This window comes from Amycolatopsis sp. NPDC058986, from assembly GCF_042741125.1.
Lineage (GTDB): Bacteria > Actinomycetota > Actinomycetes > Mycobacteriales > Pseudonocardiaceae > Amycolatopsis.
Window position 1 is genome coordinate 15,908 of sequence record NZ_JBHYJW010000070.1, and the last position, 21,464, is coordinate 37,371.

At 69.4% G+C, this 21,464-nt stretch carries 23 protein-coding genes; 17 read left to right on the plus strand and 6 right to left on the minus strand.

Annotated elements, in window-relative coordinates:
- The first annotated feature begins 3 nt into the window (after positions 1-3).
- Genes ACFW0G_RS39030 through ACFW0G_RS39045 form a run of 4 tightly spaced genes read left to right on the plus strand, consistent with a single transcriptional unit; the run spans position 4 to position 2,857 of the window.
- Positions 4-789, plus strand: coding sequence for an alpha/beta fold hydrolase (locus tag ACFW0G_RS39030; protein WP_378330551.1), 786 nt, complete (start codon positions 4-6; stop codon positions 787-789).
- Positions 786-1,922: a glycosyltransferase gene (locus ACFW0G_RS39035; RefSeq protein WP_378330553.1), complete on the plus strand. Its 1,137-nt coding sequence runs from the start codon at positions 786-788 to the stop codon at positions 1,920-1,922. The genes ACFW0G_RS39030 and ACFW0G_RS39035 overlap by 4 nt, the downstream gene beginning before the upstream one ends.
- A gap of 2 nt (positions 1,923-1,924) precedes the next feature.
- Positions 1,925-2,323, plus strand: a complete 399-nt coding sequence (locus tag ACFW0G_RS39040) for a DUF302 domain-containing protein (RefSeq protein WP_378330554.1) — start codon at positions 1,925-1,927, stop codon at positions 2,321-2,323.
- 9 nt (positions 2,324-2,332) lie between these two features.
- Complete coding sequence (locus ACFW0G_RS39045; RefSeq protein WP_378330555.1) at positions 2,333-2,857, plus strand: DUF6228 family protein; 525 nt, start codon at positions 2,333-2,335, stop codon at positions 2,855-2,857.
- Positions 2,858-3,369: 512 nt separating this feature from the next.
- Here ACFW0G_RS39045 and ACFW0G_RS39050 read toward each other — a convergent pair.
- The 3 genes from ACFW0G_RS39050 to ACFW0G_RS39060 all read right to left on the minus strand — a co-directional run bounded on the left by ACFW0G_RS39050 (position 3,370) and on the right by ACFW0G_RS39060 (position 6,674).
- Positions 3,370-4,659, minus strand: a complete 1,290-nt coding sequence (locus ACFW0G_RS39050; protein WP_378330556.1) for a DUF222 domain-containing protein — start codon at positions 4,657-4,659, stop codon at positions 3,370-3,372.
- 222 nt (positions 4,660-4,881) lie between these two features.
- A complete protein-coding gene (locus ACFW0G_RS39055; RefSeq protein WP_378330557.1) occupies positions 4,882-5,733 on the minus strand; it encodes an ABC transporter permease in 852 nt (283 codons plus the stop codon).
- The gene (locus ACFW0G_RS39060; protein WP_378330558.1) at positions 5,730-6,674 is read right to left on the minus strand and encodes an ATP-binding cassette domain-containing protein; all 945 of its coding nucleotides are present in this window, start codon (positions 6,672-6,674) and stop codon (positions 5,730-5,732) included. The genes ACFW0G_RS39055 and ACFW0G_RS39060 overlap by 4 nt, the downstream gene beginning before the upstream one ends.
- Before the next feature lie 236 nt (positions 6,675-6,910).
- Here ACFW0G_RS39060 and ACFW0G_RS39065 point away from each other — a divergent pair, with 236 nt between their 5' ends.
- The 13 genes from ACFW0G_RS39065 (at position 6,911) to ACFW0G_RS39125 (ending at position 18,105) form a co-directional block, all read left to right on the plus strand.
- Complete coding sequence (locus tag ACFW0G_RS39065) at positions 6,911-7,198, plus strand: hypothetical protein (protein ID WP_378330559.1); 288 nt, start codon at positions 6,911-6,913, stop codon at positions 7,196-7,198.
- A 262-nt stretch (positions 7,199-7,460) separates the two neighbouring features.
- Positions 7,461-8,048 (plus strand): hypothetical protein, encoded by a 588-nt coding sequence (locus tag ACFW0G_RS39070; RefSeq protein WP_378330560.1) that lies wholly within the window; start codon positions 7,461-7,463, stop codon positions 8,046-8,048.
- A gap of 1 nt (position 8,049) precedes the next feature.
- Positions 8,050-8,853, plus strand: a complete 804-nt coding sequence (locus ACFW0G_RS39075; protein WP_378330561.1) for an MlaE family ABC transporter permease — start codon at positions 8,050-8,052, stop codon at positions 8,851-8,853.
- Between the two features lie 4 nt (positions 8,854-8,857).
- A complete protein-coding gene (locus ACFW0G_RS39080) occupies positions 8,858-9,697 on the plus strand; it encodes an MlaE family ABC transporter permease (protein ID WP_378330562.1) in 840 nt (279 codons plus the stop codon).
- On the plus strand, positions 9,694-10,917 hold the full coding sequence (locus tag ACFW0G_RS39085; RefSeq protein ID WP_378330563.1) for an MCE family protein: 1,224 nt from the start codon (positions 9,694-9,696) through the stop codon (positions 10,915-10,917). The genes ACFW0G_RS39080 and ACFW0G_RS39085 overlap by 4 nt, the downstream gene beginning before the upstream one ends.
- Positions 10,914-11,930: an MCE family protein gene (locus ACFW0G_RS39090; protein ID WP_378330564.1), complete on the plus strand. Its 1,017-nt coding sequence runs from the start codon at positions 10,914-10,916 to the stop codon at positions 11,928-11,930. Before ACFW0G_RS39085 ends, ACFW0G_RS39090 begins: the two co-directional genes overlap by 4 nt.
- Entirely contained in the window at positions 11,927-12,937 is a 1,011-nt protein-coding gene (locus ACFW0G_RS39095) for an MCE family protein (RefSeq protein WP_378330565.1), read from the plus strand. The genes ACFW0G_RS39090 and ACFW0G_RS39095 overlap by 4 nt, the downstream gene beginning before the upstream one ends.
- Positions 12,937-13,941, plus strand: coding sequence for an MCE family protein (locus ACFW0G_RS39100; RefSeq protein WP_378330566.1), 1,005 nt, complete (start codon positions 12,937-12,939; stop codon positions 13,939-13,941). The genes ACFW0G_RS39095 and ACFW0G_RS39100 overlap by 1 nt, the downstream gene beginning before the upstream one ends.
- 76 nt (positions 13,942-14,017) lie before the next feature.
- On the plus strand, positions 14,018-15,001 hold the full coding sequence (locus ACFW0G_RS39105; RefSeq protein ID WP_378330567.1) for an MCE family protein: 984 nt from the start codon (positions 14,018-14,020) through the stop codon (positions 14,999-15,001).
- Positions 15,001-16,107, plus strand: coding sequence for an MlaD family protein (locus tag ACFW0G_RS39110; protein ID WP_378330568.1), 1,107 nt, complete (start codon positions 15,001-15,003; stop codon positions 16,105-16,107). The genes ACFW0G_RS39105 and ACFW0G_RS39110 overlap by 1 nt, the downstream gene beginning before the upstream one ends.
- A gap of 14 nt (positions 16,108-16,121) precedes the next feature.
- Positions 16,122-16,637, plus strand: a complete 516-nt coding sequence (locus ACFW0G_RS39115) for a hypothetical protein (RefSeq protein ID WP_378330569.1) — start codon at positions 16,122-16,124, stop codon at positions 16,635-16,637.
- Positions 16,638-16,651: 14 nt separating this feature from the next.
- Entirely contained in the window at positions 16,652-17,368 is a 717-nt protein-coding gene (locus tag ACFW0G_RS39120; RefSeq protein ID WP_378330570.1) for a hypothetical protein, read from the plus strand.
- Positions 17,365-18,105, plus strand: a complete 741-nt coding sequence (locus ACFW0G_RS39125) for a hypothetical protein (protein ID WP_378330571.1) — start codon at positions 17,365-17,367, stop codon at positions 18,103-18,105. Before ACFW0G_RS39120 ends, ACFW0G_RS39125 begins: the two co-directional genes overlap by 4 nt.
- Before the next feature lie 17 nt (positions 18,106-18,122).
- Here ACFW0G_RS39125 and ACFW0G_RS39130 read toward each other — a convergent pair whose 3' ends face one another.
- The 3 genes from ACFW0G_RS39130 to ACFW0G_RS39140 all read right to left on the minus strand — a co-directional run bounded on the left by ACFW0G_RS39130 (position 18,123) and on the right by ACFW0G_RS39140 (position 21,274).
- Positions 18,123-18,467, minus strand: coding sequence for a DUF222 domain-containing protein (locus ACFW0G_RS39130; protein WP_378330572.1), 345 nt, complete (start codon positions 18,465-18,467; stop codon positions 18,123-18,125).
- A 296-nt stretch (positions 18,468-18,763) separates the two neighbouring features.
- Positions 18,764-19,999, minus strand: coding sequence for a PucR family transcriptional regulator (locus tag ACFW0G_RS39135; RefSeq protein WP_378330573.1), 1,236 nt, complete (start codon positions 19,997-19,999; stop codon positions 18,764-18,766).
- 84 nt (positions 20,000-20,083) lie between these two features.
- Positions 20,084-21,274 carry a helix-turn-helix domain-containing protein gene (locus tag ACFW0G_RS39140; protein ID WP_378330581.1) on the minus strand — a complete coding sequence of 397 codons (1,191 nt, stop codon included), beginning with the start codon at positions 21,272-21,274 and terminating at the stop codon, positions 20,084-20,086.
- Between the last annotated feature and the right edge of the window lie 190 nt (positions 21,275-21,464).

The following is a 21,464-nucleotide window of genomic DNA, read 5'->3' on the forward strand; positions in this document are numbered from 1 at the left end:
CCGATGCCGACGATGACCGTCAACGGGCTGCGGACGAACGTGCAGCTCGTGCCCGCCGGGGGCACCGAGACCGTGGTGTTCCTGCACGGGATGGGCACCGACAGCCTGGCGAGTTTCTACCTCACGCTGGCGCCGCCGATCGCCGCCGCCGGCATCGACGTGATCAGCTACGACCTGCGCGGGCACGGCAAGACGGAGCGTCCCGAACGCGGGTACACCATCGCCGACTTCGTGGCCGATCTGGACGACCTGCTGCGCCAGGTCGCGCCCGACCGGCCGGTGCACCTGGTCGGCAACAGCTTCGGCGGCACGCTCGCCTACAGCTACGCGGTCACGAGCCCGGAGCGGGTGCGCAGCATCGTGTGCATCGAGTCGGAGCCCGCGACCGCGTTGTGGGCGGACAAGATGACCCAGATCCTCGAACACACCGTGCGGTTCCTGCAGGTCGAGGAGAGCTTCGCCTGGATCGAGGCGAACTACAGCGCCCACCACCGGCGGCTCGCGCGGATGGCGGCGGAGCGGATCATGTCGACCACGATGGCCGAGGAGGTCCCGCTCGGCCCGCTGCTGACGGCCGAGCAGGTGGCCGCGATCGACTGCCCCGTACTGTCCATTTTGGGCAGTCACGGCTACCAGTCCGACGACCTGGAAGCGCTGACCTCGCTGCTGCCACGCGGCGAGCTGCACGTGTTCGAGGGGCAGGGGCACTCCGTGCTGGTCGAACAGCACCGGGAGGTGCGCGAACTGCTGCTCAAGTGGATCGACCGGCACGGCGGGGGCGGGGGATGAGCCGGTTCCTGCTGGTCGTCCCGCCGCTCACCGGGCATGTGGCGCCGCTGCGCGCGGTGGCCGGCGAGCTGGCGGTCCGTGGCCACGAGGTCGCCTGGTGCGGCCCGGAACCCGCGACCTCGGAGCTGACCGGGGCGGCCAGGGTGTTCGCCGCCGGCGACGCGGAGCGGTTCGCGGTGGAACGGCGTCCCGAGGGATTGCGGGGCTTCGCGGCGCTGAAGTTCCTGTGGGAGCAGTACTTGATCCCGCTCGCCGACGCCATGGTGCCCGGGGTCGCCGAAGCGGTGGTGGACTTCGGCCCGGACGTCGTCGTCACCGATCAGCAGGCGTTCGCGGGCGCGCTGGTGGCGAGCCGGTGCGGGCTGCCGTGGGTGACGTCGGCGTCGACGTCCACCGAACTCGTGGACCCGCTGCGCGCGCTGCCCAAGATCGCCGCGTGGATCGACGATCTGCAGGACGGCCTCCGTGCCCGGCATGGCGTCATCGCTGGTGACCTGCGGTTTTCGCCGGATCTCGTGCTCGCCTTCACCACCTGTGCGCTCGCCGGACCGGCCGCGCTCGGACCGGTGCGGTTCGTCGGCCCGGCGCCGGCACCGGCGCCCGCGGTGGATTTCCCGTGGCACGCGCTCGACGGCCGCCCGCTCGTCGTGGTCACCCTCGGCACCGCCAACGCCGAGGTCGGCCGCCGGTTCCTGGCCGAATGCGTCGACGCGCTGGCCGGGATGCCGGACGTGCAGGGCCTTGTCGTCGACCCGTCCGGGGACCTGATCAGCGACGGGGTGCTGCTGGCCACCCGGATTCCGCAGGCCGAGGTCGTGCGGCAGGCCTCGGCGGTGGTGTGTCACGGTGGCCACAACACGGTGTGCGAGACCCTCTGCTCGGGTGTCCCGCTGGTGGTCGCGCCGATCCGGGACGACCAGTCGATGCTGGCACACCAAGTGGTGGCCGCCGGGGCGGGCGTGCGGCTACGCTTCGACCGCGCGAAGGCACCGGACATCCGGAAGGCGGTCGCGGCTGTGCTGTCCGAACCCCGCTATCCGGCGGGAGCCGCCGCGATCCGGGCCTCGTTCGCCGCCGCCGGGGGCGTCACGGCCGCTGCCGACCAGCTGGAGTGTGTTGTGCCGAGGAGGTAGCCATGGGCGACGCCGGTCTGGTCACCGTCGCGTGCGAACGCTCGGTCCGCGAGACGATCGACCGGCTCGCCGAGGCCGTCATCGCCGCCGGGCTCATGGTGTTCGCCAGGATCGACCACGCGGGCAACGCCGCGCAGGCCGGACTTTCCCTGCGCCCGACCGAATTGCTGATCTTCGGGCACCCGAGGGGCGGGACGCCGCTGATGGCCGACCGGCAGACCGCGGGCATCGACCTCCCGGCGAAGGCGCTGGCCTGGGAGGATGCCGACGGCCGGGTGTGGCTGACCTACACCGAAGCCGCCTGGCTGGCCGAACGGCACGGTCTCGGGCCGGAAAGCCGGGCCGCCGTCGGGGCCATCGATCTCGGGCTCGCGACGGTGATCGGGCACGCCGCACAGTAGATTCAGGGGATGACCACGAAATGCCCGCACGAGTGGCTTCGGCCCGAGACAGAACTGGCCTGTCTCGACGACGCCGAGGTCGTGGTCCGCTGCGAGCAAGACCCGGCGGTGTCGGTGTCCTTCGGGGAACGCCATGCCGCGGCGCATCCGCTGGACCGTCGCATGTTCTTCGTCGTCCGGGCGCAGGCGCCGGGGCTGGACGCCCGGTTGGAGAGCGTGACCAACTTCGTGACGGGACGAGGCCTGGCCCGGTTCGTCGACGAACTGGACTTTCGCGGCTGGCAAGGGGAACAGCGGTGGGTCAACGCCGATCGGGACCTGAAGGTCGGCGCCGTCTACGGCGCTCGCGGCCACATCGCGCTGACGTGGACGCTGAAGCCGTGGCGTTCGGTTCACGGTGACTGGGAGGTCGCCGTCACCACCTGGCTCGAGGCCGGTGCGGCCAAGGACGACCTGGCCGCGCGGTTGCACGATTTCCTGACCGCGGACGGCTTTCCGGTCGACTACCACGAGAGTGCCAACGAGTTCCACTGACGGTTACCGGGGGCACTACTGCGGGGCAGGCGGTCACGTTCGGTGGGCGTCTCTCGGTGCCCCGTGCTTGTCGCGAACGACGCTGGGGACGTTGATCGTCCTGAGCGGAGCGTTCGCGGCAAGTGTCGCCGCTACACGAAGCGCCCCTCCATGGCAGCGGCATCCATAAAGGACATAAGCATGTAGTGGAGGGCCCATTGCGGCGTGCTGAGCGCGGCTGTGTGCCGTGAACGACGCGTTCGCGACGGCCAACCTGGATCCACCGGTCGCATATGCTCACGAGGGTGACTTCGCTCGTACGTGAGGCGAGCAAAATCCCCCACGTTCCACGGCAGGTCGTCCGCACGCATGGCTCTCCTGTCTCAACAGCCACAGCAGGTAACTCTCACCTCACAGGTCACACGTGGTGAGACACCTCGCAGGCCCTGAAGGGGCCCTTCATGGCATCCAACGCACTGAAGGGCCCCTTCGCAGCACCAAAGTCGCCCGTTACGGGGAATCCCTCTGGAGGCTCAGGTTCTGAGGTGGATGGTGTTGCGTCGGGGTGTGCGGGTGGCGTCCAGCCATGTGGGCGGGATGAACTCGGGGAGTCCGTCGGTGGTGATGCGGACTTCCCATGGGGAGTGGTGGATTACCTTGTGGTGCACCGAACATAGGAGCACTAGATTGTCCACTTTGGTCTCGCCGTGGTGTGCCCAAAACACCACATGATGCGCCGTACAACGGTAAGCAGGCGCATCGCAGCCGGGAAAGGCGCAGCCGCCATCGCGACGGATGAGTGCTCGGCGAATGGCTGGAGTGGCCAGCCTCTGGGCCCGGCCGACGTCGAGGGGTTCGCCGTGCGAACCCAGCACCATCGGGATGACCTTGGCGTCGCAGGCCAATCGTCGTGCTTCGGATGCGGTGATCTCACCGAGCAAATCGAGGGTGGCCTGTCCGATCCCGGTCCGCAGTTCCTTGAGCCCGACCGTCACGACGATGTGGGTGGCTTCCCCGGCCTGCGTGGGGAGGTCGGGGTGTTCGGCCCACATCCGCACCAACTCGGAGAAGGCGCAGCCGCGCCGTTCCCATTGGGTTCGGGTGTCGCGGCCTTCTTCTTCGGTGGCGGGGCGGGGTTTGGCGAGTGGGTCCAGCATGGCTTGCAGGCGTGCGGAGGTCTCGTCGTCCACCCGGGCCTTGATCTGGTGCCCGCCATCCCGATGTGGAGCGATCGAGAACTCAGGCTGGAATGGTTTCGGCTCCCGGGTCTTCGGCTCCCGACCGTCCGGATCAAGCTGACTCAACAAACGCCGTCCGGCGGCACGGATCTCCCGGGGTCCGGCGGCGCGGGCGAGTTCGGCGAGGATCTTCTCCGCCTGCTCCCGCTGATCCACCGGCACCGCCTTGGGGAGTTTGTCGAGGACGCGGAGGATTTCGTCGATCTGGGCGGCGCCGATCGCGCCCTCGGCGGCGGCCTGCGCGGTCACGGGTGCCGTAGGTGGCTGCTCGCCGGTGGTGAGATCGTGGGTGCTGTTCAACGCCAGTGCCCGCGTCGCGCGGGCTTTCGCCTCGCCGTACGGGATGTTCAGCGTCTCCTGCAACAGCCGCACCAGACTCCCGTACCCGGTGGTATCGCGAATCCCGCGCCGTTCCAGCTCGGCCATCACCTCACCCTGCACGGCAGCCTCCCGACGCTGTACCGACTCGGACTCCAGAAGGCGTGTCAGCAGGCAGTCGACATCGACGCGCCACCACTCGGTGGGCGTTGCGGAGGTGTTGCTGTCGACTGACATACCTCCACGATACGCCGCCTGATCGAACATGTGTGCTATCGATCGGGTGAACCTGCACGGCGCAATTTTCCTTGTTATATAAGGGATCTAGCTATCCCGTGTCCATCTCGCCCAAGATGGACACGGTGAGTGTCGGGACATCGAGGCTGCTTCTTCGCTTCGATTTCTGTCCTTTGTGGATACTAACGTTCGATCATCGGCAGGCTCCGGCTTCGGGAAGCCGCATCTCGTGACGCATGGGGAGCCCTGACGCTAAGGCAGGATCGCACCGCGTGACGAGCGGAACGTGCGCGCCGCGACCCAGCCGCCCGCCACCGCCGCGACCGCCCCGATACCCAGCGCGATCGGGATCGACCAGCCCGAAGGCCTGCCCAGTGCGAGCGCCCGCGTCGCGTCGATGGCGTAGGTGAGCGGGTTGACCGCGGAGATCACGCGCAGCCAGCCGGGCATCGTGTCGAGCGGCATGTAGGCGCTGGAGGAGAACATCAGCGGGAACATGACCACAAAGGACGCCATCTGCAGCGTCTCCGCCTTGCGCAGCCAGGTCGTGATCGCGACGAACACCCAGCTCAGGCACCAGCCGACGACCAGGGTCAGCACCAGCGCCGCGGTGACGCCGAGTATCCCGCCGGTCGGCCGGAAACCGAGCAGGGCCACGCTCGCGACGACGGTCACCAGCAGCTGGACGCCGAGCCGAGCGGAATCGGCGATGGTGCGGGCGACCAGCACGGCCGAAAGGCTGATGGGCAGACAGCGCAGCCGTCCGGTGAAACCACTGTAGATCTCCGCGAGCAGGCCGGCGCCCGAGCTCATCGCCGTGGTCATCGCGATGTTCACCAGGGTGGCCGGGACGAGGAAGTTCACGTAGCCCTGGTAGGCCGCGACGCCGGGGAGCGTGCTGACTCCGCTGAAAACCTGGCTGAACAACAAAAGTAGCACGATCGGCTGCAGGAGCCCGAAGAACACCAGCCGCCGGTCGCCGAACGCGGTCCGCAGCGATCGGGCGGCGAGCACCCGGACCTGGGTGCCGAAACCGCTGTCCGGCCAGGCCGCGGGATTCGTCAGCACGAGACGCGAGGTGGCCCGGTGCCGTGCCTCGGTCATGACGGTACCGCCGGATTCTGGTGCAGGGAAAGGTAGACGTCGTCCAGTGTCGGCTCGGCGACGGTGAGATCCCGCAGCGGCGCACCGGCCGCGTCGAGGGCGCGGACGAGCACCGGCACGTCGGCCGGGCCGGACAGCGCGACGCCGAGCACCAGGCCGGACGCGGCACTGGTGCAGCGCAGGCCCAGTTTGCTCACCGCGGCCAGCGCGCGGCGGGCCGCGAGGTCGGTGCCGAAGGTCAGGGTCGCGGTCCGCTCGCCGAGGCGGGCCTTCAGCTGCGCCGGCCGCCCGGAAATCGTGACGTGGCCCAGGCCCAGGACGACGACGTGATCGGCGAGCCGGTCGGCTTCCTCGAGGTACTGCGTGGTGAGCACGACGGTGGTGCCCCGCGCGGCGAGCCGCTCGACGGTGCTCCACAGCCCGGCGCGGCTGAGTGGGTCGAGCCCGGTGGTCGGCTCGTCCAGGAAGAGGACTTCCGGGTCGCCGACGAGGCCGGCCGCGAGATCGAGACGGCGCCGCATCCCGCCGGAGTACGTCTTCGCCGGGCGGTTCGCCGCGTCCTCCAGACCGAACGCGGCGAGCAGTTCGGCGGAGCGGGCGCGGGCCTGACGTGGGTTCGCACCCAGCAGCCGGGCGACGAGTTCGAGGTTGCCCCGGCCGGACAGGGCGTCGTCCACCGCGGCGAACTGGCCGGTGACCCCGATCCGTTTCCGCACCTGCCGCCCGGCGCGCACGACGTCGAAACCGCACACTCGCGCGCTGCCCCCGCTGGGCCGGGTCCGGGTGCTGAGGATGTCGACGAGCGTGGTCTTCCCGGCGCCGTTGTGGCCGAGGACGGCGAGCACGGTGCCGCGCCCGACCCGCAGGCTGACGTCGGCGAGGGCGGTCACTTCCCCGTACTTCTTGGCGAGGCCGGTCACCTCGATGGCAGCCTGCTCCATCGCCGCTCCCTGGTTCGGTTCGGCCGAAAGTACCCAGCGGTTCGGTGTGTCCGCAATGAATTCCCACGTACTGGCGACCCGCGTGACAATTCCGGGGCGCGATCTCCGTATGCGCGTCACAAGAACCGCGACGGGTTCCGGATGACAGTTTCGCCGCACGGGGCACTGACCGGCGTGACAAAAGCTCCGGGGGCGATTGCCGGGGTGTGGTACCGGAGGTACTTTGTTTTCCGGGAGTGACCGATGTGAAGTTCTCGCCGAAGTCGAAAAGACCCTTCCACGCGCTCGCGGTCGTGGTCGCGGCAGCCCTGGGCATCGTCGTGGCGGCGCCGGGTCACGCGGAGTCGCTGACGCTGAAGTGCACCTGCGCGTTCCCGTTGATCGGTGCGCAGACCCTCGTGGTGAAGATCGGCACCGGCCTGCCCGACGACGACGCGGTGGCGGGGAAGACGGCCGGTCCGATCACGTTCGAGGTGGACGTCGCCGGTCCCGCGGACTCGGCTGCCGGTGGCAGGCCGACGTAGAAGTGAGTCTCCCGCGGCAGTTCGGGAACGCCGAAGGCCGCCGCGTGTGCTCCCGGCGCACTCGTGGCGGCCTTTCCGGCGTCGGAAGCAGCCAAAAGTTGTGATCCAGCACGAGAGGGGAGTACTCCCGAACAGTCAGTCGGATAACAAGAAAAACCCTTTCTTCGGCGAAGTTTCGGTATTCCTTGTTTCCGTGCTGGCCCGCCAGTACCGTGCTGTCCAGTGGCCGATCGGCCGGGGAATTCGAAGTGAGGAAGCCCGAATGTCAGCGTTGATAGGGCGCGTTTCGCGCGCTTTCCTGTTCCCGGCGGTGCTGGGGCTGATCACGCTGTCGCTGGCTTCCGCGTCCTCCGCCGATCCCGCGCCCGGCCCGGCGCCCGCGGCGCAGCAGACGCCCGCCCCTACCGAGTTCCGTATGCAGGTCGGCTTCTCCGTGGGGGACGAGCAGCAGCCGACCACGAGCCACGTCGCGAAGCTGGGTTCCGACATCGTCTTTCCGCAGGGCCGGTTCGACGGCGCGATTCTCGGTTCGTCCGGCCGGGCGCCGATCACCGGCAAGCTGTCGAATGTCAAGGTGGACGGCAGGGTCCTCGACGTCGGCCCGAATTGCCGTACCGCGCAGCCCGCGTCCGTGACGATCAGGTCGCTCCTGCCGTTGCAGGCGAACAACCCGCCACCGGTCAAGGTCACCACGACCTTCGCGACACCGCCGTTCGCGGGCTGTGGCGTCCGTGAGGACCTCAGCCCGTTGCTCACCGGCCTCGTCGCGGGGCCCGGCAACACCCTGGTGACGAACCTCAAGCTGCGCTGTATCGGCTCCGGCGCTCCTCCCAGCGGATGCGGGAGCTGAGATGACGAGCCCAGGCACCCTGCTCGCCCGCGCACCGGAAAAGGCCGCGAACGCGCTCCGCGAATTCGGCCGGATGTGCGCGATGGGCCTCGACGTCATCCTCGCGATGTTCCGGCGCCCGGTGCAGATCCGCGAGTTCATCCAGCAGTTCTGGTTCATCGCCAGCGTCTCGATCACGCCGGCGATCCTGGTCTCGATCCCGTTCGGCGCGGTCCTTTCGCTCCAGCTCGGCTCGCTGACCAGCCAGATCGGCGCCCAGCAGTTCAACGGCGCGGCCAGCGTGCTCGCCGTCGTGCAGCAGGCGAGCCCGATCGTGACGACGCTGATCATCTCCGGCGCGGGCGGCAGCGCGATCTGCGCCGATCTCGGCGCCCGCACCATCCGCGAGGAGATCGACGCGATGGAGGTGCTCGGCGTCTCGCCGATCCACCGCCTCATCGTGCCGAGGGTCCAGGCCGCCATCGGGGTTTCGGTGCTGCTCAACGGTTTGGTCAGCGTCGTCGGCGTGCTCGGCGGCTACTTCTTCAACGTCGTGGTGCAGGGCGGGACCCCTGGCGCGTATCTGGCCAGCTTCAACGCGCTGGCCCAGCTGCCCGACCTGGCGGTCAGCACGATCAAGGCGTTCATCTTCGGTTTCCTCGCCGGCGTGGTGGCCTCCTACCGGGGGCTCAACCCGAAGGGCGGGCCGAAGGGGGTCGGCGACGTCGTCAACCAGTCGGTGGTGATCACGTTCCTGCTGCTGTTCTTCGTCAACACCATCCTTACCGCGCTGTACCTGCAGCTCGTCCCGGCGAAGGGAACCTGAATCCGTGACCAGCGTTCCCGAACGCGCCCGAGACGCGCTCAAACGTCCCGGCAACAGCCTCTACGAGCTCGGCGACCAGCTGCTGTTCTACGTCCGCGCGCTCGCCGCCACCCCGATGGCGGTGACCCGCTACTTCCGTGAGGTGGTGCGGCTGCTGGCCGAGGTCACCTTCGGCAGCGGCGCGCTCGCGGTCATCGGCGGCACCGTCGGCGTGATGGTCGGCCTGTGCGTGTTCACCGGGATCACGGTGGGCCTGCAGGGGTTCAGCGCGCTGAACCAGATCAACATCTCCGCGATGACCGGCTTCCTGACCGCGTACTTCAACACCAGGGAGATCGCACCGCTGTCGGCGGGGCTCGCGCTGTCCGCGACGGTCGGGGCCGGGTTCACCGCGCAGCTGGGCGCGATGCGGATCTCCGAGGAGATCGACGCGCTCGAGGTGATGGCGGTGCGCAGCATGCCGTACCTGGTCACCACCCGGATCGTCGCGGGGTTCATCGCGATCATCCCGCTGTACGTCATCGGCCTGCTGATCTCCTACCTCGGTTCGCGGGTGACCACGGTCGTGTTCTTCGGCCAGTCCGGCGGCACCTACGACCACTACTTCACGCTGTTCCTGCCCCCGGGTGACGTCCTGTGGTCGTTCGGGAAGGTGCTGGTGTTCAGCGTCGGCGTCATCCTCACGCACTGCTTCTACGGCTACCGCGCCTCCGGTGGTCCCGCCGGGGTCGGCGTCGCGGTCGGCCGCGCGGTGCGGACGTCGATCGTGCTCATCAGCGTGCTGGACCTGTTCCTCAGCCTGGCGATCTGGGGTTCCACCACGACGGTGAAGGTGTCCGGATGAGCAGGCGGTTCCGGACCCAGACCGCCGGGGTGGCCTTCCTCGTCATCCTGGTGCTGCTCGGCTGGTTCGCGGTCGCGGTCTACAACAAGGACTTCGAGCGCGTCGAGCTGGTCACGCTCAAGACCGACCGGGTCGGCAACCAGCTGGCCCCGCCCGCGGAAGTGAAGGTCAAGGGCGTGCCGTTCGGCGAGGTGCGGGCGGTGCGCAGCAGCGCGGCCGGAGCCGAGATCGACCTCGCGATCGACCCCGCGAAGATCGATCAGCTGCCGCGGAACGTTTCCGCGCGGCTGCTGCCGAAGACGGTGTTCGGCGAGCGGTACGTCAACCTCGTGCTGCCGGACCAGCCCACGGGCGGCCCGCTGCGGTCCGGTGACGTCATCGTCCAGGACCATTCCGCCAACGCGATCGAGCTGGAGCGGGTGCTCGGCGACCTGCTGCCACTGCTGCGCGCGGTGCAGCCGCAGAAGCTCAACAGCTCGCTCGGAGCGATCTCGCAGGCGCTGGACAACCGCGGGAAACCGTTGGGGGACAGCATAGTCCAGCTGGGCGATCTGCTGGGGAAGGTGAATCCGCTGATGCCGCAGTTCAAGGCCGACGTCACCGGCCTCGCCGACGCCGCGGACCTCTACACCGGCGCGGCGCCGGACATCCTGCAAGCGCTGTCCGACCTTTCCACCACCGCAAAGACCATTGTGGACACTCGCGCCGACCTCGACGCGCTGTACACGAGCGTCACCACCGCTTCCGGCGACCTGAACGGGTTCCTGGTGAAGAACAAGAACAACATCATCGGGGTCAGCGTCAAGAGCAGGCCGACGCTGGAGCTGCTTTCGCGGTATTCCCCGGAGTTCCCGTGCATGTTCGACGCGGTGAACCGGCTGAAACCGGTGATGGAGAAGGCATTGGGGAAGGGCACGAACGAACCGGGCCTGCACGTGAAGCTGTCGGTCCACGACCCCAGGGACAAATACGTGCCCGGCCGGGACAACCCGGTCTACAACCAGAAGGGTGGCCCGCGCTGTTATGGCGGAGGTGGCACCTCGGCCGCGCCCGCCTTCGCCACCGACGGTGATCTCGGCCCGGCGAACTCGGCGGGCGAGCGGGGCCTGGTTGCCGAGATCCTGGCGCCGTCGCTCGGGATGCGGCCCGGGGACGTGCCGGACTGGAGCAGCGTCCTGGCCGGGCCCGCGTTGCGGGGCACGGAGGTGACCGTCCAATGAGGAATGTCGTGGGCCCGGCCATCAAGGGCCTGATCTTCTTCGTGATCACCGCGGTCGCCACCGGGATCCTGGCGATCACCATCGCGAACTCCGGGGTGGGCACGACGATCGGCTACACCGCGAGGTTCACCGACGCGACGTCGGTCAACCCCGGGGACGAGGTCCGCATGTCGGGCGTGCGCATCGGCCAGGTCGACTCGGTGTCGGTGGTGGAGCACCGGCTGGCGGACGTCAAGTTCTCGGTGGATGTGAAGCACCGGCTCTGGTCGGCGGCGTCGGTCACCATCCGCTACCGCAACCTCGTCGGGCAGCGGTACCTGGCGGTGGACCCCGGGGGAACCGACGCCTCGACCACCTTGCCCGAGGACGCGCTGATCCCGCCCGAGCGCACCCATCCCGCGCTGGACCTCACCGCGTTGTTCAACGGGTTCAAACCGCTGTTCCAGGCGCTTTCGCCGAACGACGTCAACCAGCTGTCGTTCGAGATCGTCCAGGTCCTGCAGGGCGAGGGCGCCACGATCGACAGCCTGCTCAAGCACACCGCCTCGCTGACCTCCACGCTGGCGGGCAAGGACGAGGTGATCGGCAAGGTGATCGGGAACCTCAACACCGTGCTCGACACCCTCAACTCCCAGGGCGACCAGTTCGACAAGCTCGTCGACACGACGGCGCAGCTGGTGACCGGCCTCGCCGGGGACGCGAAGCCGATCGGGCAGGCCATCGGCGGTCTCGGCGAGCTGAGCACCGCGACCGCGAACCTCCTGCAAGAGGGTCGCCAGCCGCTCAAGGACAGCATCACCACCCTGGGCGACCTGTCGAAGAACCTCGCCGACAACACCCCGGTGTTCGAGCAGTTCATCGCGAACCTGCCGAAGAAGCTCGACCGTATCGGCACGCTGGTGTCCTACGGCTCGTGGTTCAACTTCTACCTGTGCTCGGTGCGCTCCGACGCGGCGCCCGCGCCGGGCGGCCCGCCCGTCGGGATCCCGGTCACACAGGGGAGGTGCCGATGAAAGCGCCTCGTATCAAGCCTTTCCGCGCGCGCAACCCGATCGCGGTCGGCGCCGTGACGGCGTTGCTGATGGCGATCCTCGGCTCGGCGACGTTCTTTTCCGACGACCTGCCGTTCGTCGGCGGCGGGACGACGTATGCGGCGGAGTTCCACGAGGCCGCCGGGCTCAAGAGCAACGACGAGGTCCGCGTGGCCGGGGTGAAGGTCGGCGAGGTCACCGACGTCCAGCTGGCCGGGGACCACGTCAAGGTGCTCTTCCGGGTCAAGGACACCTGGATCGGCAACCGGACCACCGCCTCGATCAAGATCAAGACGTTGCTGGGACAGAAGAATCTCGTGCTCGACCCGGTCGGCAACGCCGAGCTCGACCCCGACCAGCCGATCCCGGCAGAGCGCACGTCGGCGCCGTATGACGTCACCGCGGTGTTCAACGACCTCGCCAGCACCGTCGGCGCGATCGACACGAACCAGCTCGCCGAGGCGTTCCGGACGTTGTCGAGCACGCTCGGCGCATCGGCACCCCAGGACGTGCGGACGGCCTTCGACGGCATCACCGCGTTGTCCAAGACCCTCGCGTCGCGCGACGACGAACTGGTGAAGCTGTTCGCCAATACGAACAAGGTGTCCAAGACCCTCGGCGAACGCTCGCAGCAGATCGAGTCGCTCATCCGCAACGGGAACACCCTGCTCACCGAGCTGAACGCGCGCAAGGACGCCATCGCGAAGCTGTTCAGCGGGGTGAAGAACCTGGCGGTGCAGCTCAAGGGGCTGGTGGCGGACAACCAGAAGACGCTCGGGCCCGCGCTGGACCAGCTCGACCGCGTCGCGACCGTGCTGCAGCGCAACCAGGACAAGCTCAACGACAGCCTGCGGCTGGCCGGGCCGTTCTACCGGCTGCTGGGCAACGCGGTCGGCAACGGGCGCTGGATCGACACCTACATCTGCGGGCTCGTCCCGACCGGCGCCACACCGGGCAGCTGCATGCCGTCGAGGAACGGGGGACGCTGATGGCCCGCCATCTCATGCTCGTCGATCTCGGCGCGCGGGACCGCCGCCGAGCCTGGCTGCGGCGGCTCGCCGTCGTCGTCGTGGCCGGGCTGCTGGTCACCGCGGTGTGGCCGCTGGTGACGAAACCCGCCGACCGGACGCTGATCGCGTCCTTCACCGCGGCGGTCGGCATCTACCCGAACTCCGACGTCCGGGTGCTCGGCGTCGCGGTCGGCTCGGTGACCAAGGTCGAGCCGAAGGGCACCGACGTCGAGGTGACCATGACGCTGCGTCCCGACGTGAAGCTGCCCGCCGATGTCGGCGCCGTCGTGATCACGCCGAGCCTCGTCGCCGACCGGTACGTGCAGCTGACGCCGGTGTACACGAATGGGCCGGAACTGGGCGAGGGCGGCCGGATCCCGCCCGCGCGCACGGCCACGCCGGTGGAGGTCGACCAGCTCCTGGGCAGCCTCCACCAGCTGATGACCGCGCTCGGGCCGCAGGGGGCCAACAAGGACGGCGCGGTGAGCGACGTGCTGACCAACGCCGCGAAGTACATGGACGGCAACGGCAAGCCGCTGGGGCAGGCGATCAAGAACCTCGGCGAGTTCGCCCGCACGGCGAGCGATTCCAAGGACGACCTGTTCAACTCCGTCGACAACATCAGCAAGTTCACCGCCATGCTCGCCGCGAACGACGGCCAGGTGAAACAGGCGATCCAGCAGGTCGCTTCGCTCAGCAAGATCCTCGCCGACCAGCGGGACCAGTTCTCCGGAGCGCTCAACGAGCTGACCCAGGCGCTGGGCGTGGTGCAGGGCTTCATCAAGGACAATCGCGGCAAGGTCAAGTCCGATGTGGACAAACTGGCCGAGATCACCAAGGTGCTAGCCCAGCAGAAGGCGTCGCTGGGCGAAGCGCTCGACACCGCGCCGAACGCGCTGACGAACCTGCTCGGCGCGTACAACCAGGCGGACGGGACCATCGACGGCCGCGGGAACCTGACCGAGTTCTCGGGGGCGAAATGAGCGACGCTTGCGAGCGAATCATGGATGTCATGCGCCGAAAAGGATTCGACACTGTCTCGCGGAGCGAGGCGATCGCATGAAACGGCAGCTGAAGGTCGCCGCCGTGCTGGTGGTCGCGCTGGCCGCGACGGGCTGCAGCGGCGGGGTCGACGTCTACGACATCCCGCTGCCCGGCGGCGCCACGCTCGGCGAACACCCGATCCACGTCACGGCCAGTTTCACCAACGTGCTGGACCTGGTGCCGCAGTCCGGGGTCAAGGTCAACGACGTCCCGGTCGGCCAGGTGCGGACGGTCGAGCTGGCACCGGACGGCCGCAGCGCGGTGGTGGGCCTGCTGCTCAACGGCGACGTGCGGTTGCCCGCCAACGCCGTCGCGCGGCTGCGGCAGGCGAGCATCCTCGGCGAGAAGTTCGTCGAACTCGCCGCGCCGGGTGACGCCAGCCCGCACGGGCGGCTGGTCGACGGCGCGGTCATCCCGCTCGACCGCTCGTCGCTGACCCCGGAGATCGAAGAGGTCTTCGGCGCGCTTTCGTTGCTGCTCAACGGCGGTGGTGTCGCCCAGGTCCAGAACATCAGCCATCAGCTCAACGACGCGCTCGGCGGCAAGGAGACCGCCGCGCGCAGCCTGCTGTCCAGTTTGGACACCTTCGTGCGTGGCCTCGACGAGCACAAGTCCGAGATCACCCGCGCGATCGAGAGCGTCAACAAACTCGCCGGGACGTTGAACGCGAACACCGACAAGATCAAGACGACGCTCAACGGGCTGACGCCGGGCATCGACGTGCTCAACCAGCAACGCCAGGCGCTGGTCGGGATGCTGAAGTCGTTGGACGGCCTCACCTCGGTCGCGGTCGACACCGTCAACCGCAGCAAGAACGACCTCGTCGCCGACCTCAAGGCGCTCGAGCCGATGCTGCGGCGGCTGGCCGACTCCGGCGACAAGCTGCCGAAGGCGATGGAGATGATCTTCACCTACCCGTTCCCGGACGCCGCGCTCGACGCCATCCGGGGCGATTACCTGAACGGGTTCCTCGACTTCAAGGCACAGGGTGGCCGCTGATGCTGACCAAGCTCGTCCGGGCGCAGGTGGTGGTGTTCGTCATCATCGCCGTGCTCGGTATCGCCTACGTCGGGGCGACCTACGCCGGGCTCGACAAGCTGGTACTCGACCGCGGCTACACCGTCAAGGCGCGGTTCACCAGTGGTGGCGGCATCTTCACCAACGCCGAGGTCACCTACCGCGGCGTGCCGATCGGGCGCGTCGGAGACCTGCGGCTGATCGCCTCCGGGATGGAGGTGGACCTGAACATCGACCCGGGCACCCCGCAGGTCCCCGCCGACACCGAGGCGGTGGTCGCGGACCGGTCCGCCGTCGGCGAGCAGTACGTCGACCTGCGCCCGCGCCGCGGCAACGGCCTGATGCTGCACGACGGATCGGTGATCACCCAGGACGACACGAAGATCCCGCTGCCGGTGGACGTCGTGCTGTCCAGTGTGGACTCCTTCGCCGCGTCGGTGCCGAAGCCGGCGCTGCGCACCGTGGTGGACGAGCTGTACAACGCGACCTCGGACGCCGGTCCGGCGCTGGATCAGCTCGTGGGCAGGGGCATCGAGTTCGTCAAGGCGGCGAGTGCGCACGTCGCGCCGTTGACGACGTTCGTCACCGACGCGCACACGGTGCTCGACACCCAGATCCAGCAGGCGGAGGCGATCCGGAGCTTCGGGGCGAACGCGAAGCTGCTCGCCGAGACGCTCAAGAACTCCGACAGTGACCTGCGGAAGCTCATCCCCGCGGTGCCGTCGGCGGCGAACGAGGTCAGCACGCTCCTGCGGGAGGCCGGGCCGAATCTCGGTGTCCTGCTGGCGAATCTGCTGAGCACCGCGGATGTGCTGGAGTCCCGGCAGAACGGCATCGAGCAACTGCTCGTCACCGCGCCCAAGGCCGTGGCCGCCGGCAACGCGATCGTCGGGCCCGACGGCGCGCACATCGGCCTTTCGCTGACGTTCTTCGACCCGCCGCCGTGCGTCACCGGCTACGGCACCGGCTACCGCGACGGGCTCGACACGTCGGCGCGGCCGCTCAACACCGCTGCACGATGCGCCCTGCCCAAGGGTGATCCGACGAACGTGCGCGGCTCGCAGAACGCGCCGGTCGGCGGCCGGTGAAGGGAGTGAAGGCGATGACACGGATCGTACGCTGGCTCGCGCCAGGGGCCGCGGTGCTCGCGACGCTGCTGGCCGCGTGGTTCGGTTACGCCTGGTGGCACGCCGGGCACGACGACGGTGTCGCGCGGGCGAACGTGCGCGAGGACGCGCTGGCCGCGGGCAGGCAGGCGGTGGCCGCACTGACCACTTTGGACTACCGGCAGGCCGCGCAGGGCTACCAGCACTGGCTGGACCTCTCCGGTGGCGCGCTGCACGACGAACTGGCCCAGGACAGACAGGGCAGTCTCGACCGGATCGCCCAGGCGAAGACCGTGACCACCGGCCGGGTGGCCGACGCCGCGGTGACCGAAGTGGACAGTGGCGCCGGCACCGCCAAGGTGATCGCCTCGGTCGAACTGCAGGTGCGGCCCGACGGCGGCGACGCCGTGACCAAGCACAACCGGTTCCAGGCCGAACTGAACCGAACCCCGGACGGCTGGCGGGTCACCGCGCTCGGCCAGGTCCCGGTGTCTGACGTCGGCAAGTCGTGACGCGGAGGACGGGAATGCACACGAAACGAGCCGTGAAGCCGGGCAGGCGCGCGGTGAAGGTGGCGGGGAGTGCCCGCCGGACACTCGCGCACGCCGGACCGGAACCCGAGGACGCGCCGGATACGGAACTCGAGGGTGTTCCCGACGATGCCGTGTCCGAGGCGGAACCCCTCGCCGAGGCGGAGTCGGCCGCTGAACCGGAATCGGCGCCCGACTCGGTGCCAGAACCTGTCCGGCGTCGGCGATGGCCGCTCGTGTGCGGGGCGGTGGCGGTGGTCATGGCCGCGCTCGCGGGCTGGTTCGCGATCGAGGCGCGGGACGCCACGGCGGTGGTCTCCCACAACACCGCGCTGGCCGACGTCGCCGCTACCGCCGAGGTGAACGACCAGGTCGGCAAGGCACTGGCCACGATCTTCTCGTATCGCTACGACGATCCCGGCAAGAGCGAGCAGGCCGCGAAGGAGGTGCTGACCGGGCCCGCGCTGGCGCAGTACGACCAGCTGTTCGCCCAGGTCCGCAAGCTCGCCGCCGAGCAGAAGCTGGTGGTCACCTCTGCGGCGGTGACCTCCGGGGTGAAGCTGCTCGACGGGGATCGCGCCTCGCTGCTGGTATTCCTCGACCAGACCGGTGTCCGCGGGGACGGTCAGCGCAGTACCGGTGCCGCGCAGCTGAGCGTCACCGCGGAGCGGAGCGGAGGCCGGTGGCGGGTCACCGCACTGGCCGCGGCATGACCGGACAGGGGGCGAGGGCAATGGACGCCGACCGGCCGGAGGACGGTGACGAGCACGGGCTCGCCGAGCAGCTGGACCGGCTCGGCCGGGCAGCGCTCGCGGGAACGCCCGTCCCGGGGTCCTTCGAGACGTGCTGGCCGGAGGTGCCCCTGCCGGACGCACCGCTGGCCGCGCCGAGGTCGTGGCTGCTGCTGACCGACGAGCATCCGTTGAGCCTGGCACGGCTCATCACCCTGGCCATCGCCCTGGACGCGACCGGCGACGAGGCGCTGTCGCTGCCGAAGGACGACGTCGCCGAACTGCCGGGGCTGCTCGCCGAACGTGCCGCCGACGCCCGCCCGGTGTGGGGGATCGTGCTGCTGGTCGGGCCGCCGGGCGCCTACCGCGACGCCGACGACGCCCGCGAGCTGATGCACGCGGTGACCGATCTGATCAGGAAGACGGGCCAGGCGCGCGGTACCCGGCTCTACGTCGTGACCCGCTCCGTCACCGACCTCGGCGCGGAGGAACCCGGGCTCGATTTCCTGCGGGGGCTCGTTCGCGTTCTCGTGCTGGAACACCCCGGTCTCCATGTCGGCCTCGTCGATCTGGACCCCCAGTCCGATGTGGACGCTCTGGTGTGCGAGCTGCGGGCGGATACGGGTGATGACGAGGTCGCGTGGCGCCGCGACGTCCGGCACGCCGCCCGTCTCGCGTGGTCTCCGGGGGAACCCAGGACGCCGCAGCTGGGCGGCTGACCTCACGTCTCTCCCGCTCATGACGGGCCTCCCGCACGGGTGATGGCTTCGGCGATCTCGGCGGCCTGGTGTTCGGTGATCTCGCCGCGTTCCATCGCGGCGAGCGTGCCCGGCAGCCGTCGCACCAGGGTTTGGGCGAGGGCGATCCTCCGCTCGGCCTCCGCTGTCGTCAGCGACAGCGTGCGCGCGACCTCCGCGGTGGCGGCTCTTCGCGATGTGGCTCTCCGGGAATACACCTCCAGCGCGCGCAGCTGCCGTGCTTGTACCTTGGCGATCTCCTCCTCGAGAATCCAGTAGGTGGACAGTGCTGCCGCGACATCGGCGATGTCGGGCGGGGACGGGGTGGTGCTCGGACTGATCATGTCTTCGACGCTACGCCGAACACCTGTGCGATGGCATCACTCGTATCGGTGAACCTGTTGGCGACTGTCCATAGAGGACTATTCTGGCGGTAAATCGTTGTGTGGTAACGGAGTTCTCGCGTGATCGAGTGGAGATCTCGCGTGATTCAACGGAGATCTCGTGTGTGGGGAGCGAGTGGTGGGCTGGTGCAGGCGCCGCCTCTCCGCTGCTTTGTCGCGAACGCTCCGTTGGGGACGATGAGCGTCTCGAACGCGTCGTTCGCGACACCATCCCGGCTCCGCCGGGAATCACGCGGTCAGGGGGTGGTGCGCAGGGCGAGGATCATTTCGAAGCGGTGCTCCGGATCGTGGAGGCGGTCGGCGAACAGCGCTTCCAGTTCCTGCGCGCGGGAGCGGACGGTCTGCGGATGCACGGCCAGCCGGTCGGCGACCTCGCGGACGTTGCCGCACGTTTCCAGCCAGGCCAGCAAAGTACCGGCGAGGCGGGTGTACTGCTTCTCCGTCAGCCCGGCGAGCGGGCCGAGCCGTCGCCGGGAAAGTTCCGCGGCGAGGAACGGTTCCTTGAACAACCACAGCCGCGAAAGATGCGCGTCGCACCATGTCACCGGTTCGTCGTCGAGGACCCCGGCGTCGACGAGGCGGAGCGCTTCCCGCGCGGCACGCAGGGAGCGCGCGGCGAGGACGGGGGGAACGGCGGGACCGATCGCGGCCCGCCAGCCGGTGAGGCCGCCGGCCAGCTGCTCCCGGTCCTCCGGCGCCGGGAGCACCAGGCACGGCGCGCTGCTTTCGAGGTCGGCCAGCGCGTCCGCGGCGGCCGCGGGCGGTTCGTCGCCGGGCTGGTCGAGTGCGACGGCGACCAGCCGGTCCGGCAGCCGCCACCGGGCCAGTTCGGCGGCCTCGGTGACCATGCCCGGCGGTGACGGTGGCTCGGTGAGCAGGAGTTCCATCAGCCGATGACGACGGCGTTCGAGTGCGCCCGCGGCCTTCTCCCGCGCCTCCGCGTGGCCGGCGACGGACAGCGCGGACAGCTCGTCGATGTAGGCGAAGATGGCCTCCGCGAGCAGGCACAGCGTCGCCGACGGCACACCGGCGCGGGTCCCTGTCTCGGCCATCCGCCGCCATGTCACCCTGGCGCCGACCCGGTACGCGGCCTGGAGGACATCGACGTTGCGGCCCTGGGTGTATTCGTGCACGCCCAGCTTGACGAACACCTGCCTGCGGTCCTCGGCGGGCGTGTCCGGCTTCCCGATCCGGTCGAGGAACTGCAGGAACGCCGCCTGGACGCCGGTTTTCAGCGCCTTCCCGAACGCGCCGTCCAGCGGGCGCGCGTAGTCCGGGATGGTCCGCTGGATTTCGCGGACCACCTCGCCGGCCACGTCGGGCAGGCCCGGCCGGAACACCGCCGCCAGCTCGCGCGGCAGCAGTGCCCACAGCTGGACGAGGCGCGTGCCGTCCCCGGCGTTGCGGGCGGGCCCGAGCAGGGGGCCGAACGTCGCCTCGACGCCGCCGCGGCCACCCTGCGGTCGGGTCACCTCATCACCTCGTTGTGAGTGAGTGTCGTGAGTGAGTGCGGTAGGGGAGTGTGCTGCGCGGCGCCCACGGTGCGAGCGCTTTCTTCAGTCCGTGGCGAGCAGGGCCTCCGCACGCAGCGCGATTTCCATGTCGAGCCGGTCGTCCGCGTTGTTCAGCCGGTCGCCGAACAGGTCGATCAGCTGGTGCATGCGGTACCGGACGGTCTGCGGGTGGACCTTGAGCTTCTTCGCGATCTCGGGCGCGCTGCCCCGTGACTGGAGCCAGATCAGCAGTGTCTCGCCGAGCCGGGCGCGCTGTTTCGGGGTGAGGTCGTCGAACGGCGCGAGGCTGCGGGCACACAGCTCACGGACCAGGAACTCGTCGGCGAGCAGCCACAGCGTGGACAGGTGGTCGCTGCAGCGCGTGATCGGGACGTCCGGGAGGACGCCGCGCTGGACCAGCCGCAGCGTGCGGCGGGCCCACAGCAGCGACCGCGGCGCGTCGGTGAGCCGGACGGCGGGCCCGATCACCGCACGCCAGCCGGGCAGCCGTTCGGCGAGGTCCTTCAGGTGCTCCCCGGGGTCGCCGGTGACCAGGCAGGGTTCGGCGCCTTCGAGATCGACCAGGACGTCGTCGTGCAGGTCGGGGGCGGCCGGGCCGTGCGGCCCCTGCCGCCGTTCCAGCGCGACCACGGTGACCTCGGCGGGCGTCGCCCACTGCGCGTTCGCGGCCTGCGCCGCGATCGACTGCGGGGAGGACGGCGGATCGGCGAGCAGGAGTTCGAGCAGCCGGCGCCGCCGCCGTGCCCTGGTGCCCGCGGCCCGTGCCTGCGCGGCCGTGTAGCCCTCGATGGAGAGGGCGGAAATCTCGTCCACGTAAGCGAAAATGGCCTCCGCCGCGGTGCACAGCGTGTCCGCGTCGCTGCCGATCGCCTGGCCGAACTCCGAGACGTGCCGCCAGGCGACCCGGCCGCCGACGCGGTAGGCCGTCTGCAGGCAGTCGAGGCTGCGGCCCTCGTTGAACTCGACCTTGCCGAGATTGCGGAAGACGGTGGTCCATGTGTCGAGCGCGACCGTGCCGACGCCGATGCTGTCGAGGCAGTGCAGGATCGCCTGACGGATACCCTGCGTGATGATCTGGCCGAACGCGCCCTCCAGTGGCTGCGCGTATTCGGGTACCGCTCGCTGCACCTCCTGCAGGATGGCCCGTGCCATCGGGTCGACCCGTGGCCGGAACTTCTCGCCCAGTTCCCTCGGCAGGGACGCCCACAGTCCATTCGCACCGGTGCTGCGCACGGATCGGGTCTCCACAGGGGTTCGCGGGGCCGGGGTGAAGGCACGTGGCCGCGTGCTGGGTCCTGAAGCGGGCCGGTGCGGTGGGACGGGGTACCGCACGTCCGGGTCCGGCCGTGCCGTACGCAGATCGTGCCGCGAGAACCCGGTGTCCAAGTCGGTCATGTTTTTATCCTTGCTGGCAACAAAATCA

Excerpts from the sequence above, each read along its gene's own strand:
- ACFW0G_RS39030 (WP_378330551.1), top strand. The coding sequence starts at position 4 with ATGCCGACGATGACCGTCAACGGGCTGCGGACGAACGTGCAGCTCGTG.
- ACFW0G_RS39035 (WP_378330553.1), top strand. The coding sequence starts at position 786 with ATGAGCCGGTTCCTGCTGGTCGTCCCGCCGCTCACCGGGCATGTGGCG.
- ACFW0G_RS39040 (WP_378330554.1), top strand. The coding sequence starts at position 1,925 with ATGGGCGACGCCGGTCTGGTCACCGTCGCGTGCGAACGCTCGGTCCGC.
- ACFW0G_RS39045 (WP_378330555.1), top strand. The coding sequence starts at position 2,333 with ATGACCACGAAATGCCCGCACGAGTGGCTTCGGCCCGAGACAGAACTG.
- ACFW0G_RS39050 (WP_378330556.1), bottom strand. The coding sequence starts at position 4,659 with ATGTTCGATCAGGCGGCGTATCGTGGAGGTATGTCAGTCGACAGCAAC.
- ACFW0G_RS39055 (WP_378330557.1), bottom strand. The coding sequence starts at position 5,733 with ATGACCGAGGCACGGCACCGGGCCACCTCGCGTCTCGTGCTGACGAAT.
- ACFW0G_RS39060 (WP_378330558.1), bottom strand. The coding sequence starts at position 6,674 with ATGGAGCAGGCTGCCATCGAGGTGACCGGCCTCGCCAAGAAGTACGGG.
- ACFW0G_RS39070 (WP_378330560.1), top strand. The coding sequence starts at position 7,461 with ATGTCAGCGTTGATAGGGCGCGTTTCGCGCGCTTTCCTGTTCCCGGCG.
- ACFW0G_RS39075 (WP_378330561.1), top strand. The coding sequence starts at position 8,050 with ATGACGAGCCCAGGCACCCTGCTCGCCCGCGCACCGGAAAAGGCCGCG.
- ACFW0G_RS39085 (WP_378330563.1), top strand. The coding sequence starts at position 9,694 with ATGAGCAGGCGGTTCCGGACCCAGACCGCCGGGGTGGCCTTCCTCGTC.
- ACFW0G_RS39090 (WP_378330564.1), top strand. The coding sequence starts at position 10,914 with ATGAGGAATGTCGTGGGCCCGGCCATCAAGGGCCTGATCTTCTTCGTG.
- ACFW0G_RS39095 (WP_378330565.1), top strand. The coding sequence starts at position 11,927 with ATGAAAGCGCCTCGTATCAAGCCTTTCCGCGCGCGCAACCCGATCGCG.
- ACFW0G_RS39100 (WP_378330566.1), top strand. The coding sequence starts at position 12,937 with ATGGCCCGCCATCTCATGCTCGTCGATCTCGGCGCGCGGGACCGCCGC.
- ACFW0G_RS39105 (WP_378330567.1), top strand. The coding sequence starts at position 14,018 with ATGAAACGGCAGCTGAAGGTCGCCGCCGTGCTGGTGGTCGCGCTGGCC.
- ACFW0G_RS39110 (WP_378330568.1), top strand. The coding sequence starts at position 15,001 with ATGCTGACCAAGCTCGTCCGGGCGCAGGTGGTGGTGTTCGTCATCATC.
- ACFW0G_RS39115 (WP_378330569.1), top strand. The coding sequence starts at position 16,122 with ATGACACGGATCGTACGCTGGCTCGCGCCAGGGGCCGCGGTGCTCGCG.
- ACFW0G_RS39120 (WP_378330570.1), top strand. The coding sequence starts at position 16,652 with ATGCACACGAAACGAGCCGTGAAGCCGGGCAGGCGCGCGGTGAAGGTG.
- ACFW0G_RS39125 (WP_378330571.1), top strand. The coding sequence starts at position 17,365 with ATGACCGGACAGGGGGCGAGGGCAATGGACGCCGACCGGCCGGAGGAC.
- ACFW0G_RS39130 (WP_378330572.1), bottom strand. The coding sequence starts at position 18,467 with ATGATCAGTCCGAGCACCACCCCGTCCCCGCCCGACATCGCCGATGTC.